Raw genomic sequence first — 20989 nt, 5'->3', positions numbered from 1 at the left:
CTTCATTCGGATGCTCCCCAGCTCCGCATGCATTGGTTATTCGCCCCACGCCGTCTCCGGCTGCGTCTTAGTACATCTTCCCCCAAATTCCGCATTTGTCACTAGTAAAGTTTTGCCCGCTCGTAAGATCCACCGTTTGGCCCGCTGCTTCGCTGCCACCCCGGGCCACCACACTCCCACCGTCGGAGGCAGTTATGGTCCATGAGCACTCCCCCGGGGACGCTGCCGGCTTCACCAACCGGTAGCCGCCCGGCTGCATCCGGTCTCCCACCGCGTGCTCGCCGTCGCCGACCCTGCTGCCGTCGGCCCATGCCGCGATGATTTTGCCCTGCGGAGAGTCAGGGCAAAACTGGGCCGCCGCCACCAGCGTTTCCTTGCTTGCCCCGCCGAACCCGTCCGCCGCAGCCTCATTGCTGACCCGTGTGCATAGCCTCTGTACCTCCAAGAGGGCTGCAAGCCCTTTTTCCGCTCCGGCATCCTGTCCTGTCGCCGTCGTGATGGCCTCCAGTTCACGTTCTGTGGGCTGGAACGGCTGCGGCCCGGCATAGCTGACGTCGCAGGAAGCCATGCGTGTGTAGTTGGGCGCCGCCCAGACCTCTGCCAGGCTCGACAACTGCACTTCCGGTGAAGCGTCCAGGCTGCTGCACTTGTACGCGAAGCGGCCGGCGTCGTCTTCGCCAGGTCCCGGGTCCTCCTTGCCAGGAGCCTCACTGAAGGGAACGGACGACGGCGGCAGGCTGGGAGACGCCGTCGCGCTGCTGCCCGCAGGACCTGACGAAGGCAGGCCGGGGGAAGGCTGCGGCGAAGGTGCCACGCACCCCGCGAACAGCAATGCCACTACCGCGTAGAAGGGTAAGAACTTCCGCATTGGGACCTCCACTCCAATCGTGATCGGCTACGCATGAACGGTCAATACGCGGGACCCGAAGCCGGGCAACGCCGGAACACACAGGAATCCACTAGTGACAAATGTGAAAATTGAGTCGAAGATGGTCTAAGACGCAGCCGGGAACGGCGTGGGGCGAATAACCAACACATGCGGAGCTGGGGAGCATCCGAATGAAGTGGGGATCCCTCGGTGGACACGCGCAGACGCAGTGTTCTTCAGCTTGGTTTGGCATGCCTTGCCCTCACCGGTCGCTCAAGAACCTCTCATGGAACGCCCAAGCACTCTGCCTCGGCACGGCCGGCCGCAGGGTGGAACGGCAACAAAGCAACAGCTGTCATCGCGGCGGCAAGCCTGGCAACAGCGGCACTTACCGGGTTGTTGACCGCAGGCACCGCCGCAGCTGACCAATCCCGACAAACTGTCGCCGTCGGACTCACCAAGGCCGCCGGATCCCTTGTGGATCCAAAGGGCCGGATATGGGTTTCGGATGCACGCGCAGGCTTCTGCCGTGTTACCGAAGCCTCAGGCGCCACTGCCGGAGGACTTGAAACGAGCACTTGCCTCGGCGGCACCCTGACCGGTCACAAGACCGGACCGGCCCTGGCAGGAACGCCCGCAATCATCGACCCGACTCCGGCGAATCCAGGCAGCGGCGACGAAATCGCCTTTATCCCGGATGCCGCCGTCGGAAGCTCGGCAGTTTACCGGGCGGTCTGGAACGCTGGAACCAGCGCTTTCGATTACAAGAGCCAGCTGACCATTTTTGACGGCGACCTCCGGCCCAACGCCGTCAGCGATGGCCCCGACGGCAACATCTACCTCTCTTTCGCAAATGCCAGGTCCATCATCAAAATCGCCGACCCCACGGCGCTTCACCCAAGCATCGAATCGATTGCTTCGGTCAACTCGAGTGCCTTGGGGCTCGCCGCCACGCACCGCAACAGTGCCGGTAATGTGGTGGTCTACGTTGCCGAAACGGCCGGGTTGACGGTATTCACTGCTCCCGATGACGGCGTCCTGACCAATTACGTACCCGCCCCGATTTACAACGTGGGCAAGCCGACTGCGATCTACTACGACTGGCAGACGCCCCTGGTCCTCTATACCGGAACAGGCGGTGGAACAACCACGGCGGACGTGGGCAAGGACACGATCTCCCGGATCGACCTGAGCAACGACAAGGTGGACACGCAGTGGGCCCTCGGTTTCAGCAAGATCGGCGGACTCTCCATGCGGGACGGCAAAGTGCTGGTCATGGACGACCCCGGCCAACTGGACCCGGCCAGGCCAACCCAGCAGGGACGTCTTCAGAGCCTTGGCGGTGTGGTGCCCTCCATCGTCAGTGGCCCGACCGCGGCAGACGGGACCCAGGCTGCCAACCCGGCCTTCACCAACGATTCGACGCCGACCTTCACCGTCGCTTCCACTCCTCCCGGTGGAGCCCTTGAGTGCAGCCTGCAGCTGAGCACGGCGGCACCGGTGTGGCAGACCTGCACCGGCGGAACATTTACGCCCGCAACAGCACTGGCTGCCGGGGCCTACACCTTCTCCGTAAGGGCAGCACCTTCCGGAACTCCGGTTTCGCGCTCCTTCACGGTGGACCTGACGGCCCCCGCAACACCGGTGATCACATCGCCGGCCGCCGGAGCAACGGTGAATGGTTCGCCCGTCCTCGGCGTCACCTCAGATGCGGACTCGGTACTTTCCTGCTCTATCGACTCCACCACCACCTTCACGGCTTGCGCCAACGCCCAGACATTGACCCTGGCTACCGCCGGTCAGCATATTATCCGGGTACGGGCGGCAGACATGGCGGGCAACATCAGCGGCGTTGCCTCCGTGACCGTGACGGCCGACCTCACTGCGCCACAGGTGAGCATCACCGCACCGGCAGAAGGAGCAACAGTGACAGCTTCGCCGTCATTCACGTTCTCCTCAACATCGGCAGATATTGCCGGTTACCGGTGCAAGCTCGGCAACAACGCCTTCACTGAATGCACCTCGCCAAAGGCGTACTCCGCACTGCCCAACGGATCCGTGACCTTTACCGTGGAGGCCCGCGACCAGGCCGGCAACACATCCACGGCCACGCGGACAGTCACGGTATCCGCTCCGGACACCACAGCTCCAGTGGTTTCGGTCGACCCCGTCGGCGGGACCTATGGTCCGGGCAAGTCCATCACTTTGTCGGCCAACGAGGCGGCGAGCATCTTTGTCACAACGGACGGTTCGACGCCGACCGCGTCAAGCCCGGTGTACTCCGGACCGATCCCGTTGACGTCCATGACGCTGCAGTATTTTGCCAGGGACACGGCCGGCAACTCCTCGGCAGTCGCAACGCAGAGCTACGTGCTGGACAACACCCCTCCCGTTGTCACCGTTTCGCCGGCGGCCGGGGCCTACCCGTCCGGCCAGTTGGTCACTTTGACGGCCAACGAGTCAGGCAGCACCATCTACTACACAACGGATGGTTCCGCTCCGGGCACTACTGCGACGGGCAGCACCAAGGCCTACTCCGCACCGTTTGCCCTGACCGGAAACACCACCGTGAAGGTCATCGCCATTGATGCCTACGGCAACGCCTCGGCCGCAACGTCGACGGCTTACACGGTGCTCGATACGACACCGCCTGTTGTCACGGCTTCGCCCGCTGCCGGGGCCTACCCCTCGGGCCAGCAGATCACGTTGACGGCCAACGAGGCAGGCGCCAGCATCTACTTCACCACCAACGGGACAACACCCACGGCGACTGCAGCCAACAAGTATTCGGCTCCCATCACGCTCACCGCGGCGATGACGCTGAAGTACTTCGCGGTGGACGCTGCCAACAACAGCTCAGCGGTCGTCTCCCAGGCTTACACCGTGACGACACCGCCGGCCAATACGTGGAAGGACTACACAGGTGACGCCAAGAACGACGTGATCGCCCGTGACAACGGCGGCACTCTGTGGCTCTACCCGGGCAACGGATCCGGCGGCTGGCTAACGCAGAAGTCTCTGGGAACCGGCTGGAACACGCTCACCGCCATCGTGCCTACCAAGGACTTCAACGGCGACGGCCGCAGCGATGTCCTGGCCCGGGATACCAACGGTGTCCTCTGGCTGTACCCGGGCAACGGTTCCGGCGGCTTGGCCCCCCGGGTTCAGGCCGGCACGGGATGGAACGGCATGACGTTGATCCTGGCACCCGGCGACTTCAGCGGAGACGGCAAAGCCGACCTCCTTGCCAGGGACTCGGCAGGCGCACTCTGGCTGTACAGGGGAAATGGCACCGGCGGATTCGGCACCATATCCCAGGTAGGAACCGGATGGAACGCCATGAATGCCATCCTTAGCACCGGAGACTTCAACGGTGACGGGAAGACCGACGTTCTCGCCCGGGACACCTCCGGCATCCTGTGGCTCTACCCGGGCAACGGCACCGGCGGCTGGCTCAGCAGGGTACAAGTAGGAAGCGGCTGGGCCTCGATGACGGCAATCCTCGGTCCCGGCGACTTCAACGGTGACGGGAAGAACGACGTCCTCGCCAGGGACTCCGGAGGCAACCTCTTCCTCTACCCGGGCAACGGAACGTCGGGATGGCTTCCACGCAGCCAGGTGGGCTGGGGTTGGGGAGGTTTCACCTCGCTCCCCTGACCAAGACCGCATAGGGCGGGACGGGGCTACCTGCCCTATGCCACCAAAAAACGGCCCGGACGTAGTCTCTGCGTCCGGGCCGTTTGCCAATCTTCTCTATGCACGTTCCTTCATGGGATGCATCGTTGGCCTGTCGGGGCTCGCCTGGATATCCAGTTGCAATGACACCAACAACATCTGAACACCCAGCACAAAGGGCACTACAGCCAGCATCACCGACCCCGCAGTGGGTGAACCCACACTGGCAGCAAGCACCCAGGCTCCGACCCCCAGGCCCATGACGATGAGCGCCAGACCCGCAATAAGCAGCAGTGCTACCGCCGAGAAGGACCACACCATGTACTTCCACCAAACACGGCGCCAGAAGCCACCGAACAACATGGCCAGAAGCTCAGGAATGACTTTGCGCAGCTTGATGCTGGAGACTTCGTTGCCGTAGACCGCCGGAATCGGGACGTCCACGATCGGAACATCGAGAATGTTCAGGTGGATCAGCAGATCGTTCTCAAAGCTGTAGCGGGCTGCGACCTTGTTCATGGGAAGCCTGCGAAGGACCTCCGTGCGGATTGCCGTGTACCCGTTCTGCGGATCGAAAATGTGCCAGTAGCCCGAGGCCAGCTTGGTCATGAAGGACAACACGATGTTGCCGAAAATGCGGTATCCCGGCATGCCGGCGAAGGATTCGCCGGAGAAGAACCGGTTCGCCTTGGCAAACCCATAACCATCAACCACCGGGTCCAGCAACTGGGGAAGGTAGTCCGGGTCCATCTGGGCGTCTCCGGCCATGACCACGTTGATGTCGGCACCCAGCTCCATGGCCGCCTTGTGTGCCGTCAGCACGGCTCCGCCAACCCCCTGGTTGACTTCGTGGCGGATGAGGGTGACCCGTCCGTCGTCAGCCCGGCGGGCCGCGCCGGACGTATCGTCCGGGCTGCAGTCATCGACAATAACGATGTGATCGACAAATTCAGGCATGGTCTGGATGACCTGCGCGATATGGTTCTCTTCTTTGTAGGCCGGTACTACCGCGGCAATTCGAACGCCTCGATACATCGCTTATCCTTCGCTGCTCTTTGGTGTGAGGTTCTGTGGGGGCGCATCGCTGCCCGACGCGCCGTCGGTTTGATGACTGGCGTCCTTGGCATGCTTTTTCTGCGGGAAGACCCAGTGCTTGTAAATGAAGTAGTTCCAGCCCATGGTCACGGCAGTCGCCACCACTTTACCGGCTACATATCCGGCTCCAAGGAATTGGAAGAGTTCAACTATCCCCATGACCGCGAGCGTGTTGAACGCCAGCAACCCGGAGTAACGCAGCACTCCGCCGATGGCAGTGCCGCCGCCGCCGAAAGCGAAATGCCTCTGGAGGAAGTAGTTAAAGAAGAAGCTGCCCCAGAATCCTGCACCGGTGGCCAGCCAGAGGGGCCAACCAAAGACCTGGTAACACAGGGCCAGCAGGCCAAGGTCTACCAGGAAGCTGAGGCCACCGATCAGCAGGAACCGGAAAAGACTGGAAGACAGGAATTTGGTGATGAAAGCCTTCATGGTCAGCAAATCCTTCCGAGCGGGGCGATGCCGTCAGGGTTTCGGTTTTCGAGGATACCCGGAACGCCATCGAGCTGGACGCGGTCCTTGGCAGCCGCGTCGAACGCTGCCTTGCCGCCAGGCAACTCAGCCCAGTCGATGTGGTAAAGCGCAGCGTTCCCTTCACGCGTCACCAGCTTCAGGTAAGGAATGGAATCGGGCTGGGTGAGTCCTGGCTTCGGTTCGTCCCAGGCACGGATACGGCCATCAGCGATGTACACCCATTCAATGCCAAGTTCGGAAGCCGCTTCCCGCGCCGCCTGGTCCGTGGCAAGTTCCGGAAGCTTCTGCAGAACCAGGAGTTGGCGGTTGGTGGGCAACACCTCGAAGTGGCGGATCATGGGCATGCGGTTGCCGAGGGCGTACATCCACACGGAACCGTCGCAGGAGTCATTGAGAACAGTCGCATCCTGCGGGACGTATTGGTCCATCTTGCTGAGCAGGTCCACTTCCGAACTGCTGAGTGTGGCTCCGTCCACCTTGGTGTTGATGTTGATTCGCTCGGCGTTCTGCTTGAAGTACGGAGTGGCGGCGATCCCGGCCACGAGCAGGACAACGAATGCAGCCCCAACAGTGACAAGGCGACGCGGGCGCCGTCGTGCGTCACCGTCGGCGTCGGTTTCAGACGACCGCCGACGGCGGATCCGCGCGACCAACCATTCGACGGCTTCCGCGGCTTGGGCCACGCCGAGGCCCGCGAGCGGAACAAGCAACATCACGAGGATGCCGAAAATTCGCCACTGATCGTCGTAGAAAGGAGCCGTCAGGTTCAGGAACCGTGGACTGTCGCTTCCCATGGTGTAAACCGACAGGAAGGCAAAGGCCAGGACCGGACCGAAATACCACCACATACGGATGCGAAGAACCGCTGCCAGGCAGCCCAAGGCCACCAAAACAGTGAGGATCGGCATCGCGATGGATCCGTGATGCAGGAAGATGATGTTCTGGATCGCGCCGTTGCGGTCCGTGTCCGGGGCCCACATCATCTTGGAGACACGCTCGGACTCCTTGAGCATCTGCTGAATGATCGGCAGCCCCAGGATTGCCGCAAGTACCCCTGCAACGGCCAGGTAGACGGTAATGCCGAGAATGCGGCCCTTCCTGCGGATCGCCGCGGAGATGAACCAGAAAACCAGCAGCGGGAGGACGACAAAGGCCAGCGACGGGTGGACGGCAATGAGTCCTACCGCGCCGAAAGCTATTCCGGGAATCCAGAATTTCCTGCGTTCAAGGGCGCCCTTGATAGCCAGGAAGGCGAAGGGACCTACCAATAACATCCCCGCGAAAAACGGAATCAGCGGTCCGCGCCACAAGAGGTCGTACGGATAGACGGTGAACCATCCGGATACTGCGCCGGCTGCGGCAACCGCAATGGGGCGACGGGTCACCAACATGGTGAGGGCCATGGTGCTCAGCGGAAGCTGCACGGCCATCATCACCATCACGAAGACATTAAGGAAAACCGGGATGCTGACGCCGGTGAACGGCCAGACCAAAGACAGGAGCGCGTGGAACGCTATCGGATAGCTCCGGATCGGGGCATCCGCAATCGAGGTGTCGTAGTAGGCGAAGTTACCGGCAATACCGGGGTCCCACTCGTGGTTCACCGAAATCAAACGGATCATGTTGGCGTGCCAGGGAATGTCCCAGTCCTGGTTGATACCCAACAGGCCCTCGGTGCCAACTGTCCATGACACCGCAGCCACTGCTCCGCCGGCCACGAGCCCGGCGACAAGGATCCACCAGGCGCCGGAAATGTGGTGCTTGCCAAAGATCCCCGTGTGGCTGGGCTTGGTGGCGCCGAATCTGTCCGGGTAACGGCGCTGCAGGAAAAGCCTCAGCGCGAAAAGCAATCCGGCCAACACCAACAGGACGGCCGCCACCGGCAACAACTGCCAGCTCAGGCCCAGGGAATGCCCCATGACTCCGATGACTGTCAGGGCCCCCATCCCCAACAAGGGCGCAACCACCGGCAATATCGTCCGCCGGACGCCCAACGCTTCCCCGAGCAGCCAGCCTGGACCCCACCACAACAGGACAATCAGGAGTACACACAACAGCAGAGGGCCGATACCCATTCCTACGGTCGCCTTTCTTAGATGCTTCCACCAGCCATCCGTTGACAGACGACTTAATGCAATTGCTGGCCGGTTAGTTGCGTTCCCTCAACCAAGCTACGGCTTGGTCGGCAGGTCCCTCGAACTGGACGGTACCGGATGACAGCACCACTCCCCTGTCACAAATCCGCGAGATCATGTCCAGATCATGGCTGACAACAACCAAGGTGCGGCCTTCATCCGAGAGTTGCTTGATTTTTGCCAGGCACTTGCGTTGGAACGGCTCGTCTCCCACAGCCAGTATTTCGTCCACGAGGAAGATGTCCGGCTGGGTATGTACAGCCACGGCAAAGGCCAGGCGCAGGAACATACCTGACGAATAGAACTTCACTTCGGTGTCGATGAACTGCTCGATCTCCGAGAAAGCCACGATCTCGTCGAACTTCGAATTGATCTCTTCTTCGGTCATTCCGAGGATGGCGGCGTTGAGGAACACATTTTCGCGTCCCGAGAGATCCGGATGGAATCCAGCGCCAACCTCGATGAGTCCTGCCACCCGGCCCTTGGTGCGGACCGTGCCCTTGTCAGGAAGGATGACTCCGGAAATGAGCTTCAACAGTGTGGACTTGCCTGAGCCATTGAATCCCAGCAGGGCCACCGTTTCACCGGGCTGGATCTCGAAGCTGACGTCGTGCAGGGCATCGAACTTCTTGGTCAGTTCACCCTTGCGGCCCTTGACCAACCAGACCAGCGTCTCTTTGAGGGAATGCGAGTGACGGAGGTTGAAGGTTTTCTTCAGGTTCTTGACTATGATGGCGGCGCCCACTCAGACCTCCTGCGCAAAGTGGCCTTCAAGCCGGCGGAACACCAGCTGGCCGATAATAAGGAACAGCGCGGCCATTCCCAGTCCGGCGAATCCGGTCATGAGAAGGTGCGGGGGCAGTTCCACGGGCTTGGTGACGGTCGGGTACCAGAAAGCCCAGTGGAACAGCTCGACGGCGACAGTCACCGGGTTCAGTTGGTAGAGCGTCAGCGCCCAGTCCGGGGCAAGTCGTCGAATCATGGTCCAGTCGTAGAGAACCGGAGAAGTCCACGTAACGACCATCATGAGCATGTCCACGATGTTCTCGGCGTCCCGGAAGAAAACGTTGATGGCTCCTGCCAGCAAACCAAGCCCGGTTGCCGTCACAGCGACAATCACGAACCCAAGGGCTGCTCCGAACAGTTGCATTGCGTCCGGATGCCAACCGTTGAGCAGCGCGGCAGCCAACAGCACCACCAGTTGGGGCAGGAAGTGCACCGCCGCCACCCAGACGGACGCCACAGGAAACAGCTCACGCGGGAGGTAGATCTTTTTCACCAGCGCCGCATTCCACACAATGGAACGCGTGGCATTGGAAAATGCTTCGGTGAAGAAGTTCACCACGATGACGCCGGAGAACATGTACAGGGCGTAATTCGGGATCTGGTCCCCGACCCGCAGCACGATGCCCAAAGCCATGAAAAGCACCAGGTACTGAACCAGGGGCTTGACGTAGGACCAGGCAAGGCCCAGCACGGAGCCCCGGTATCTGACGCGCAGTTCCTTGCGGACAATCAGCTTGAGGAGGTACCGGCGCCTGAAGACATCCAGGAGCCCGGCACCAACCCCGGGAACAGCATATGTATCAGTCGAGTCGGCCATCGCTACTGTTGGGGCTCCGAAGCTTCGAAGGTTTCCCGCCATGAATCCATGGAAGTAATCTCCGGAAGTGCCTCACGGTACTGCGCACGCAGCGTTTCCCAGTTCGAGAACAGCTGCGCATGGAGCTGGGCGGTTTCGACCAGCATCCGACGGACCAGCTTGGGATCGCGCCGGTACCAGGAGGCACCGGTGCCGTCAGCGTTTGAGACCACGGCACTGTCGAGGTGCGCCAGGCTCCACCACTTGCCGTCCTGGTGGGCGACGTGTGCTTCGGGGTTGGTTCCGGCAGACTCGCGGACGGGGGCAATCGTCTGCTTGAGGACCGTCTTGACCGCCCACGGGAGCAAGCCCAGGGCACCGGGCTGCTTGTAGGTCTGCGGCTTCTTCGGCGGACGCTTCCGGTAAACCTCCGGGAAGGCTCCGGGGTCGGTTTTGATCTGGGAATCCACAAAGTCGTCGCGCATTGCCCGGAGCTTGGGCATCGTGGACGGCAACTGCTCATGAAGCTTGCCCGGGCCTTCGAGCACATCCCGAAGTGCCATGATGCGGGCCTGCTCGGGGTAGTACTGCATGGAGACCAGGTGTTTGATGTCCGTGTTCAGGCTCTCACGGAAAATGCGGCCACCCTTGGGGAACGGTGAATGCAGCAGCGTGGCAATCAGGCGATTGCGCTCGTGGTAGTACGCCTGCCAGTCGACGGAATCATCCTTGTCTGCCCAGGAAACATGCCAGACCGCAGCTCCGGGAAGCGTGACTGTCGGGAAGCCTGCGGCCCTGGCGCGGAGCGAGTATTCGGCGTCGTCCCACTTGATGAAAACGGGAAGCGAGAGGCCAATGTTCTCCACGACCGTCTTGGGGATGAGGCACATCCACCAGCCGTTGTAGTCGGCGTCCCAGCGGCGGTGGAGCAACGGCGTCGAGCGAAGTCCCTCCGCGGAGAAGTCATGGTTGCCCAGGCCTTCCACGGGGCCCCACAGGAAGCGGTAGAAGTTCACTACTTCGGCGTAGGCATGCAGCACGGACTTGTTGTACATATCGAACATGTGGCCGCCGACGATTGTCGGTTTGCGGCACATGTCCGCAAAGGCAACCGCCCGCAGTACGCCTTCGGTTTCCAGTTCGATGTCGTCGTCGAGCAGCATCACGTAGTCGCTCTTATCGGAAACAAGGGTCTCGTACATGTTCCGGGCAAAACCACCCGAGCCGCCCAGGTTGCCCTGGTTGATGATGCGCAACTGCTCGCCCATGGACGCCGCGACGGTATCGAAGCCGTCTTCGTCCGCAACCTTCTTGTTTCCCTGGTCCACAATGATGAGTTCGGCCAGGATTTCGCGGAGACCGGCATCTGCATCGATGGACTTGATGGTTTCCAGGCAGTAATCGGCGCGGTTGAACGTAGTCACACCGAGGGTCACCTTGCCCTGGGAGCGGCCGTCGGAAGGAACAGCCCAGTGTGCCTTCTTCAACGTCATGCCGTCGCCGCCGGCAATAAGGTCGAACCAATACCAGCCGCCGTCGCCAAACGGAGCCAGGGTCAGCTCAAAGTCGTTGGCCGCATTGCCTTCGACCAGGATGGAGTCGACGCGCTGCGAAGCTCCCCTTGCGTTGGAGCGATAGACAATGACGGTGCCTTCGCCTTCGGTTTCAATGTGGAGGACCGTCTTGTTGGCCACGGTCCATTTACGCCAGTAACTGGCCGGGAAGGCATTGAAGTACGACCCGAAGGACAGTCGCTCGCCCCTGCGGACCTGGACCGAACCGCGGTCCAGGATGTCTTCGGGGTGCAGTTTCCGTGCCATGCCCACAGCCTGGACAACGGCGGTTCCGTTTTCGTCCTGCTTCCGCACCTTGTTGGTGTCGGGGTCGACATACAGGGGCAGGGTGTCGAGGTCACGGTTCGCTGGGAAGACCACGCGCTGGACAATTCGAAGGTCCTGGTCCCCGGCTGCCTGTTTGGTTTCTGCTTGGGTGGCCGTCATGTCGGTCTCCTGGCTTTCGTTCCTGGTGGCGGTCATGCGTCCACTCCACCGCTTTCCAGCTTTGCGCCGCCCGTGAAGTGCGGCTTGATCTTGTTGTCGAACATGGACAATGCCGAGCCAATGGCCATGTGCATGTCCAAGTACTTGTAGGTTCCGAGACGGCCACCGAAGAGTACGGATTTCTCGCCGCGGGCCAGATCGCGGTACGCGAGCAATTTGCTGCGGTCATCCGAAGTGTTTACCGGGTAATAGGGCTCGTCGCCCTTTTCCGCGAAACGCGAGAATTCACGCATGATGACGGTCGCGTCCTTGGTGTAGTCCCGCTCCGGGTGGAAGTGCCGGAACTCATGGATACGGGTGAACGCGGCGTCCGCATCGGGATAGTTCATCACGGCGCAACCTTGGAAGTCCTCGATCGGCAGCACCTCTTCTTCAAGGTCGATCGTCCGCCATGAAAGGTCGCCCTCCGCGTAGTCGAAGTAGCGGTCCACGGGGCCGGTGTAGATGACCGGAACCTGGCCGAGCACGGAGGAGCGGCCAAATTCACCGTCGTCAAAGAAGTCCGTGTTGAGGATGACCTCGATGTTCGGGTGGTCGGCCATCCGCTCGATCCAGGCCGTGTAACCGTCCACCGGGAGGCCCTCATACGTGTCGTTGAAGTAGCGGTTGTCGTAGTTGTACCGCACGGGAAGCCGCGAGATGATCTCTGCCGGCAAGTCCTTCGGATCCGTCTGCCACTGCTTGCCGGTGTAGTGCTTGATGAAGGCTTCATACAAGGGGCGGCCGATCAGCTGGATGCCCTTGTCGTTGAGGTTCTGCGGATCGGTACCGGCCAGCTCGCCGGCCTGCTCGGTAATCAAGGCCTTGGCTTCGGACGGGCTCATTGCCGAACGGAAGAACTGGTTGATGGTGCCGAGGTTGATCGGCATGGGGTACACCTCGCCTTTATGGCTGGTGTAGACCTTGTGCTGGTAGCTGGTGAACTTGGTGAAGTTGTTGACGTAATTCCAAACGCGTTCGTTTGAGGTGTGGAAGAGGTGGGCGCCGTAGCGGTGAACCTCGATCCCCGTCTTTTCTTCGTTTTCGCTGTAGGCGTTTCCTCCAATATGGTGGCGGCGATCAAGCACCGCGACCTTCAGCCCCAACTCGGTAGCGGCGCGTTCTGCAATGGTCAGGCCAAAGAAACCCGAGCCGACGACGACGAGATCAGCGTTCACAAACTCTCCTGTGTATTGGCGTGCGGGCACAGAAGTGCCCACGTCTACTGGTCAAGGCTACCCGACAAGGCCATGGTTCCCCGTATCCACGGAAGAGCCTGACACCTGCCAGGGAGGCACCTGAACGTCAAAGGGAGGCCGGCGATCGCCGGCCTCCCCCACTACCCGCGGACGGGCATTCAAGCTAAAGGGCTATGACGGAACCCGTCTTGGCGGAATCCAAAACCGCCTCTGCGACCCTCAAGGTTTCCAGGCCCTCGGCCATGGTGACGATGTTCAAGGACTTGCCGAGAACTGCGTCGCGGAACGCTTCGTGTTCCATTTTCAAGGGCTCCCGCTTGGCCAAGGCAAAGCGAGTGGACGATCCCTCGGAGACCCCGCGGAAAGCGGCGATGGAATCCCAGTCCGTCTGGAACGTACCGTTTTCGACGAAGGTCAGATCCGCCGAGATCGTATCCGCAATGAAGGCGCCACGCTCTCCCAGGACAACGGTTGTGCGCTCTTTCATGGGCGACAACCAGTTGACTATGTGGTTGGTCACTACCCCGCTCTTGAGGTGCCCGATGGCCGTGACCATGTCCTCGTGCTCACGTCCGCTTCGCGAGGTAGTGTGTGCCACGACGTTGGCGAAGTTGCTCTGGGCCAGCCAGGCCGTCAGGTCGATGTCATGGGTGGCAAGATCCTTGACCACGCCGACGTCGGCGATGCGCGCCGGGAAGGGACCCTGGCGGCGGGTGCTGATCTGGTAGACCTCCCCCAGATCACCGTTGCCAAGCCGTTCACGAAGGCTCTGGAGGGACGGGTTGAAGCGTTCGATGTGGCCAACTGCCCCGATGAGACCCTTGGATTCGAAGGCTTCGGCAATGCGCCGGCCCGATTCCGAGTCGTTTGCGATCGGCTTTTCCACCAGGCAATGCACACCTGCTTCAGCAAGCTGCAGGGCGACTTCCTCGTGGAGAATCGTCGGAACCGCGGCTACGGCCATATCGATACCCTGGGCGATCAGTTCTTCCACGGTGTTGTGGACTGTCAAACCGTCCGCAACATTGTGGGGATCTCCGTAGGAGTCCGCCACGGCAACGAGATCGACGCCTTCAAGCTCACGGATCACGCGGGCATGGTGGCGGCCCATCATGCCCAGTCCAATAAGCCCTGCGCGGAGGTTTGCCACTAGCTTCCCGCCTTTGCCACAGCGTTGACTGCCGAGACGATGCGCTCGAGATCGTCCTGGCTCAGGGACGGGTGCACCGGAATGGAAAGCACGTGGCTGGCCGCTTCTCCGGTGACGGGAAGTTCGTCGGCGGTCTGGAAGGGCGCGAGCTGGTGGTTGGGGATCGGGTAGTAGACGCCGCAACCGACCTGGTACTCCTCGCGGAGGGCCTTGGCGAATCCGTCGCGGTCCTCGCCAATCCGGATGGTGTACTGGTGGTAAACGTGCTCGCAGCCTTCACGGACCTTCGGGGTTACTACACCCTCGATGTTGGCATCGAAGAACGCAGCATTCTCCTGCCGGGTTTTGGTCCAGGCTTCGACCTTGGTCAGCTGCACCCGGCCGATGGCCGCATGGATGTTGGTCATGCGGCAGTTGAAACCAACCAGCTCATTCTCGTATTGCCGTTCCATACCCTGGTTACGGAGGAGGCGGAGGCGGCGTTCGACGTCGGCCAGGCCCGTGCTCACCATGCCACCCTCACCGGAAGTCATGTTCTTGGTCGGGTAGAGGCTGAACATGGCAAAGTCGCCAAAGGTTCCGACTTTGCGTCCGTTGACCGCGGCACCATGGGCCTGGGCGGCGTCTTCGAAGACCTTGACGCCGTGCTTTTCAGCGAGGGCGCCGATCCCGTCTACGTCGAACGGGTGACCGTAGAGGTGCACCGGCATGATGGCAGCCGTGCGGTCGGTAATTTTCGACTCTACGGAGGCAGGATCAAGCGTGTAGTAGTCGGGATCGACATCCGCAAAGACTGGCGTGGCGCCGGTCAGGGCCACCGAGTTCGCAGTGGCGGCAAAGGTGAAGGAGGGAACGATGACTTCGTCGCCCGCTCCGATTCCTGCGGCCAACAGGCCCAGGTGAAGGCCCGACGTGCCGGAGTTGACCGCGACCGCTGCACGGCCGTCGAGGAGGACCTGGGAGAACTCCTGCTCGAAGGACGCGACCTCTGAGCCCTGGGCCAGTTGCCCGGAGGCCAGAACTGCCTGGACAGCCTTGGCCTCATCGTCGCCGATGATGGGCTTGGCGGGGGGAATGAATTCGGGGCTCATGCCTCTACCTCTCGAAGAGTTTCGTTCTGTTCAACATACGTCGCACCTGTTTCGGGACAGACCCAATGCTCACCACTGCGCTGCAGGGGGAACCCGGCTTTGCCGACCCAACCGTGCCGCTTGGCAGGCACACCAACCATCAGCGCGAAATCCGGTACGTCCTTGGCAACAACAGCACCGGCCGCAACCGTGGCCCAGCGGCCGATGGTCACCGGGGCAACGCATACCGCCCGCGCGCCGATTGAAGCGCCTTCCCGGATCGTCACACCAACCGGTTCCCAGTCGTGGGCGCTCTTGAGGCTGCCATCGGGGCTGACGGCGCGTGGGTAGGTGTCATTGGTCAGTACGACGGCGGGGCCAATAAACACGCCGGCCTCAAGTTCTGCGGGTTCGTAGACAAGGGCGTAATTCTGTACTTTGCAGTTGTCGCCCATCTTGACGCCGGTGCCTACATAGGCTCCGCGTCCTACGATGCAGTTCTCACCCAGCTCGGCCTTTTCGCGGACTTGGGCCAGATGCCAGATCTTGGATCCATCACCAATTACCGCCTCGTCTGAAACATCGGCGCTCTCAGCAACCACTATCACCGGTGAAGGTCCTTCCTCATTGAGCACACGCGACAACGAGATTCATCTTAGCCGAGACGCCATGCACCCGCGGCAAGGCAACATCGCGGCCATGGCAGGCCGGCGTTGTCCACATATGCGCCGGATGGTGCAGCGTCGCCGCCACCAAGGGACGTAGCGTCAAGACCGAGGGGTCTTCTCCTGACTTGGACTGACCTGGGTTCTCCTGACCTGACGAAAGGATCTGGCACATGGCGCTCGAATGCACGCTGGTTCGTGGACCCATGGCAAAGGTCGCTTCGGATCCGGAGGAACTCACCATAGACATCACGGCCGGAAGGTCGGGACTACAGCTGGCCGCCATGCTCGAAGCTACCCGGGGAGTCGGCCGCTTGGCGGTATCCGGCCAGGACGTCTGCGGCCTGACGGTCGGGGTCCCGCCGCTCGTCACCGGCGCCGTGCTGGTAGACCTAGGGGCAGTAGAGGGTACCGATGCTAAAGTCTTCGGGGACACTGTATCCCTAAGCCCTGCTCCCCCGGCGTTGCTCTTGCTGGCGCATTCCGGGCCGGCCGCGGGCACCATCTTTCCCTTGGAACGCGGACTCCACCGCCTGGGCCGGGACGTTGGAGAAATCCGCATTCCGGATCCGGACCTGTCGCGCGCCCACGCCCTGATCAATGTGTCCGAAACGGCGCTTGAACTCGCCCCTAGAACGGCCCGGACGCTGGTTCTCGTTGACGAAAAGCGACTACGGGGCGGCGCTGTCACTACGTCCTCGGCGATCAGGTGCGGAAATTCAACGCTTTCGATCATGGCAACAACGGGATCATCCCCGGCACTTTCGTCGGATGCCGGCAGATCAGTTACCGAAGCCATCGAAGTTAAGCGGCCCACGCTGTCCGGAAGCAAGAGATGGGTCGTGGCGGCCATGGCTCTGTTGCCCTTGCTGGCCAGCGTTGGCCTTGCCGTCGCGACCGGCATGTGGACGTTCCTCGCGCTCACGGCTGCTTCTGCCGCCAGTATGTTGATTCCCGCCCTCGCCGGACAGAAAGTGCGCCGGGAATTCCAGGAAACGCTGCGGGCAGCAGTTCAGCAAGATGATGAACGACGACGACGAAGCGCGCCATCCGCGGCAGGCATCCTTCTCCATGCCCTGCGAACGCATGGAATGTTCGGCTACGGAGGCACCGCGGCCGTCTCGGCGCGCACTGGACGCGATGTGAAGGATCCGGAAGGGGTCTGGCTCCGGCTTGGCACGTCGTCCGTCCCTGCCAATATCCGTTTGGCCCCGGAAGACCCGTCCTTCACTCTTCCGGCCATCGAGTCGTCTCCTGTAGCCCTGGACCCGGCTCCCCCTTGCATCGCCGTCGTCGGAAGGCCTGAGCACGTGGCGGGACTGGTGCGCTTCATGCTCATGCAGTTGGCGGCTTTTCCGTCGGCCGCGGAGAGCCCCGTCATCCTCGTCGGAGCCACGGAGCATCTCCCCACAAGCGCGAGGTTTCTGCGTAACTGCACCTTGGCCGCGGGCGCAGGACCTGCACTTACTGTCCTGGAGGGGATGTGGACAAAGGGCAGGGGAAGGATCATCGTGTTGGATCCCGCGTTCGCGACCACCGAGGGTGCCGACGCGCTGCTGGAAGCTGCCAAGAGGGCAGGGTGGCAAGTCCTCCGATACCTCGGGATTGAGTCGGCGGAAGCCCTCTGGGCTGTGGAAGTGGACTCGTCCGGCGTTTCTGCCCGGTTGCAGACGCCCCTCGGCCCGCAGGAATTCATTCCGGACCAAGTTCCCGAAAGGGTTTTCGACCGGTTCTGCCGCGTGGTTTCCAGCGATTCATCGTCCGAATGCACGGGACATGGGGCAATCCCTCGTCATTGCTCCTTGGAAGAGATGCTGCCGACGGGTCCACGCGGCCTCGTTCGACGCTGGAACAGCAATGAAAGACCACTACGTCTTGAGGCTTTGCTGGGCAGAAATGCAAACGGTCCTCATGCCTTCGACTTTCTTGTGGATGGCCCCCACTTACTTGTCGCCGGGACCACCGGATCCGGAAAATCCGAACTGCTGAGAACCATGGTTGCTTCGCTGGCGTCCACATACTCACCCGACCAGCTGGTGTTCCTGTTGATTGATTTTAAAGGCGGTTCGGGTCTAGGGCCCTTGCGGGAATTGCCCCACACAGTTGGGCTGCTCACGGATCTGGCCAGCCACGATTTCAGCCGCGCGCTAACGTCCCTTCGCAGCGAAGTACGGCGCCGTGAGGAATTGTTTGCCGCTGCCGGTGCAGCGGGATTGCGCGATTATCAACAGTCCCGAGGCGGGACACTCCCGGTGGTCCCGTACATGATGGTGGTGATCGATGAATTCCGGATGCTGGTTGACCAAGCCCCCGCGGCACTCGCTGAACTGATGCGGATAGCCACCATAGGCCGGTCCCTTGGCATTCATCTTGTCATGGCCACACAACGGCCACAGGGAGCCGTGACTGCGGACATCAGGGCAAACGTCACGTCCAGCATCGCCCTTCGCGTTCAGTCGGACGCCGAGTCCATGGATGTCATCAACTCCAAAGCAGCCGCTGCGATAGGAGTTGACCAGCCGGGGCGTGCGTTCCTTGTCAGGGCTTCCGGGAAACCGGAGGAGTTTCAATCAGCGTTCCTCGCCGGGGCGGACTCAGGTCCATCGCATCCCCGGAAGGATCGGACCAGCCTTAGCCGCGTCAGGTCGGTCGAAGAAGCGTTGGAATCGGGCGTGCAAGAGGGTGAAGTTCCCCCTGGGCGGCCGGGGGCGGGCGTGGAGCGCTTGGTTTCTGCAGTGCGGACAGCTTGGAGCAGCATCGGCGGACGTCCGCCGCGGCAACCCATAGCTCCTCCATTGCCGGCCCACATACCTTGGGATTTCGAACTGCCGTCCTCCTCCGAGCCCCAGCGGGAGCGCCAAGACCTGCCCGCGAACCAAACGCCATTGGCCTCGGGCGCCCTGGCGCTCGGACTACTTGACAGGCCCGAGGAACAGACAGTCAGGACTCTCGACTGGTCGCCCGAAGGGCACGGGCACCTTGCCATGATCGGCGGCCAGGCCAGCGGCATGCCGGGCTGCTTCCTGGCGGTCGCCGCCCAGCTTGCCGTCCACCCTGGCCGGCATCATCTGTACCTGCTTGATGCAACAGGAATATTGGGTGCCTTGGGGACGAGTGAAGGCTACGGCGCCACTGTTGGCCTTGATCAGCTTCCGCTGGCCGTAAGGGTGTTGGAAAGGATCAGCGAAGAAATGGCCGGAAGGCGAGGCCACGCCGGGGCCAAGCAGGAAGGCCCCCGTCTTGTTCTGATCGTCACCGGTTGGTGCACCTGGGTATCGGCGCTGAGGAAGGGACCCTTTGCCTGGGCGGAAGATATGTTCCGGGACATCATCAGGGACGGCACACCGTTAGGGGTAACTGTCCTGGTCTGCGGAGAACGCGAGCTCGTGGGTTCACGCTTCTTTGCATCCATACCAAATCGTGCATTCTTCCCTCTGGGAGCTTCCGACGAGGCACGGTTCCATTGGCCACGCATGCCCGAAACAGCACCGTATGCGGGCCGCGCCGTCGCCTATGGCACGTTCGTTTCGGACCAGCCAGCCGTAACGCAGTTCCGCTCGGCTCCACGAGAACCTCTCGAACCAGCCAGCAATCCTGATGGCAGGCTCGAGCCGCCGTTCTTGGTCCGGCCTCTTCCTACCTACCTCACCAGGGAGGACTTCCTGGCCTCCGCTGTAATTGATGCCGACGTTGTTGAAGACAGGTCCGATGCTCCACCACTGGCATGGATAGGCCTTGGTGGCGACGCGGCAACTCCTGTAAGGCTCCCTCTCCGCTTTGGCGGTGTTTCCCTCATCGTGGGCGGCCCAGGTTCAGGCAAGACTTGCCTGCTGGACACGCTTGAGTCACTCAACCCCGGTGTTGCCTGGATACGTCCAGGCCGAAACGCAGAACCCGGGGCCTTTTGGCAGGCAGTGGCCGAGGAGGCTGGGGGCATGGCACCAGGAGCAAGGACCGTCTGCCTCATCGATGACGCCGACTCCCTTGATTCCACAGCCCGGCATGCCATCGGACAGTTGGCTGCGTCCAAAACCACAGTGGTCATGACGGCCACTGCCGGACCGGCCCTTCTCCGCCGACTCCCACTGGCAGAGGATGTGCAAACAACCAGAATGGGCCTGATCCTGAATCCGCAGGGTCCATTGGATGGCGATGTCTTCGGCCTCCGGGTGCACGCCGGTTCGTCCCCGCTTCCCGGCCGCGGCGTGGCCGTCGCCGGTAACACGCAGGCGAACTTCCAAGCGGCCTACTGCGGCCATCCGCCAAGCCCTAAGTAACCGGCCGGCCCGGCAGGCTTTGGAGATTCGCTAAATGGCTCCTTGCGTCCCGCCGGTTCTTGAGGCATACGAAATAACTTTGCGTTGAAACAGCAGAACCAGGGCGACGAGTGCGGGCACAATCATGGCAAGGCCCGGAAGGACCAGCCCACCCGACATCGTCGGAAAACCAATAGTCAGCACAAACAACTGGGCGACCAGCGCGGCTGCGCGGGTCCAGCGGTAACCGCGGAAGAGGAAGTGGCCCACGGCGAACAACCAGGCGGAAAAGGCGAGCAGGAGCCCCAACGTAAACACAGCACCCCAAAAGGTCAGCACGGGCGCTCCGGTCAGGAGCTCGAATGCGTACCAACCGGCGGCGCACAGAAGCGCCAACGCTTCCAGGGCCACAACGAGGGAGATCACTGCTATCCCTGCCGGCCTTGCACTGATCGTTGCGTTCCACTCCCTGCTTTCCTTGCCCCCAACCAGGGGTTTCACGTCATCGTTTCCATCGCTTCCGGAGGATGGCTGGGCAGGGTTAACAGGAGGTCTTGACACACTGGCACACTACCGGACATAGTCATTGAGCAGTGAGGGCAATGGTTGATGATGTGATGCATCGCTCACGGATTCCGGGCATTTCGAGGACTAAAACCCCTTGTTTACATGGCGTTAACATGAAACGCTTGACTCAGACGACCAAGGGGGCCCATGCGGGCCCCTTTCCTTTGGAGCCTCTCGTGAATGTTTTCACAAAAGGGGCCCACCTAGTTCTCACGAA

The 20989-nt window shown here is 61.7% G+C and carries 14 protein-coding genes; 2 read left to right on the top strand and 12 right to left on the bottom strand.

Going from position 1 to position 20989, the window contains the following annotated elements; translation table 11 throughout:
• Nucleotides 1–67 precede the first annotated feature (67 nt).
• On the bottom strand, nt 68–868 hold the full coding sequence (locus ACIPY2_RS01835) for a hypothetical protein (RefSeq protein ID WP_400264687.1): 801 nt from the start codon (nt 866–868) through the stop codon (nt 68–70).
• Nucleotides 869–1078: 210 nt separating this feature from the next.
• On the opposite strand from ACIPY2_RS01835, the gene ACIPY2_RS01830 reads away from it, so the two are divergent.
• A complete protein-coding gene (locus ACIPY2_RS01830) occupies nt 1079–4525 on the top strand; it encodes a chitobiase/beta-hexosaminidase C-terminal domain-containing protein (protein ID WP_400264686.1) in 3447 nt (1148 codons plus the stop codon).
• A 96-nt stretch (nt 4526–4621) separates the two neighbouring features.
• Here ACIPY2_RS01830 and ACIPY2_RS01825 read toward each other — a convergent pair whose 3' ends face one another.
• From ACIPY2_RS01825 to ACIPY2_RS01780, 10 genes are all read right to left on the bottom strand, one after another.
• Complete coding sequence (locus tag ACIPY2_RS01825) at nt 4622–5578, bottom strand: glycosyltransferase family 2 protein (RefSeq protein ID WP_400264685.1); 957 nt, start codon at nt 5576–5578, stop codon at nt 4622–4624.
• A 3-nt stretch (nt 5579–5581) separates the two neighbouring features.
• Nucleotides 5582–6067, bottom strand: coding sequence for a GtrA family protein (locus ACIPY2_RS01820; protein ID WP_400264684.1), 486 nt, complete (start codon nt 6065–6067; stop codon nt 5582–5584).
• 2 nt (nt 6068–6069) lie between these two features.
• Nucleotides 6070–8184, bottom strand: a complete 2115-nt coding sequence (locus ACIPY2_RS01815) for a DUF6541 family protein (protein WP_400264683.1) — start codon at nt 8182–8184, stop codon at nt 6070–6072.
• A gap of 73 nt (nt 8185–8257) precedes the next feature.
• Entirely contained in the window at nt 8258–8989 is a 732-nt protein-coding gene (locus ACIPY2_RS01810; RefSeq protein ID WP_400264682.1) for an ABC transporter ATP-binding protein, read from the bottom strand.
• Nucleotides 8990–9847, bottom strand: a complete 858-nt coding sequence (locus ACIPY2_RS01805; protein ID WP_400264681.1) for an ABC transporter permease — start codon at nt 9845–9847, stop codon at nt 8990–8992.
• A gap of 2 nt (nt 9848–9849) precedes the next feature.
• Entirely contained in the window at nt 9850–11862 is a 2013-nt protein-coding gene (locus ACIPY2_RS01800; protein WP_400264680.1) for a glycosyltransferase, read from the bottom strand.
• Nucleotides 11859–13043, bottom strand: coding sequence for a UDP-galactopyranose mutase (glf, locus tag ACIPY2_RS01795; RefSeq protein WP_400264679.1), 1185 nt, complete (start codon nt 13041–13043; stop codon nt 11859–11861). The genes ACIPY2_RS01800 and glf overlap by 4 nt, the downstream gene beginning before the upstream one ends.
• 184 nt (nt 13044–13227) lie before the next feature.
• On the bottom strand, nt 13228–14214 hold the full coding sequence (locus ACIPY2_RS01790; protein WP_400264678.1) for a Gfo/Idh/MocA family oxidoreductase: 987 nt from the start codon (nt 14212–14214) through the stop codon (nt 13228–13230).
• The gene (locus ACIPY2_RS01785) at nt 14214–15305 is read right to left on the bottom strand and encodes a DegT/DnrJ/EryC1/StrS family aminotransferase (protein ID WP_400264677.1); all 1092 of its coding nucleotides are present in this window, start codon (nt 15303–15305) and stop codon (nt 14214–14216) included. Before ACIPY2_RS01785 ends, ACIPY2_RS01790 begins: the two co-directional genes overlap by 1 nt.
• On the bottom strand, nt 15302–15919 hold the full coding sequence (locus tag ACIPY2_RS01780) for an acyltransferase (protein ID WP_400265091.1): 618 nt from the start codon (nt 15917–15919) through the stop codon (nt 15302–15304). Before ACIPY2_RS01780 ends, ACIPY2_RS01785 begins: the two co-directional genes overlap by 4 nt.
• Before the next feature lie 203 nt (nt 15920–16122).
• Here ACIPY2_RS01780 and ACIPY2_RS01775 point away from each other — a divergent pair, with 203 nt between their 5' ends.
• Nucleotides 16123–20226: an FtsK/SpoIIIE domain-containing protein gene (locus ACIPY2_RS01775; RefSeq protein WP_400264676.1), complete on the top strand. Its 4104-nt coding sequence runs from the start codon at nt 16123–16125 to the stop codon at nt 20224–20226.
• A gap of 30 nt (nt 20227–20256) precedes the next feature.
• Here ACIPY2_RS01775 and ACIPY2_RS01770 read toward each other — a convergent pair whose 3' ends face one another.
• Nucleotides 20257–20706, bottom strand: coding sequence for a hypothetical protein (locus tag ACIPY2_RS01770; RefSeq protein WP_400264675.1), 450 nt, complete (start codon nt 20704–20706; stop codon nt 20257–20259).
• Nucleotides 20707–20989: the final 283 nt, after the last annotated feature.

This window comes from Paenarthrobacter sp. NPDC089675 (assembly GCF_044749185.1).
Lineage (GTDB): Bacteria > Actinomycetota > Actinomycetes > Actinomycetales > Micrococcaceae > Arthrobacter.
Note: the sequence above shows the minus strand (reverse complement) of the source record. Positions and strands in the feature narration are given on the sequence as shown.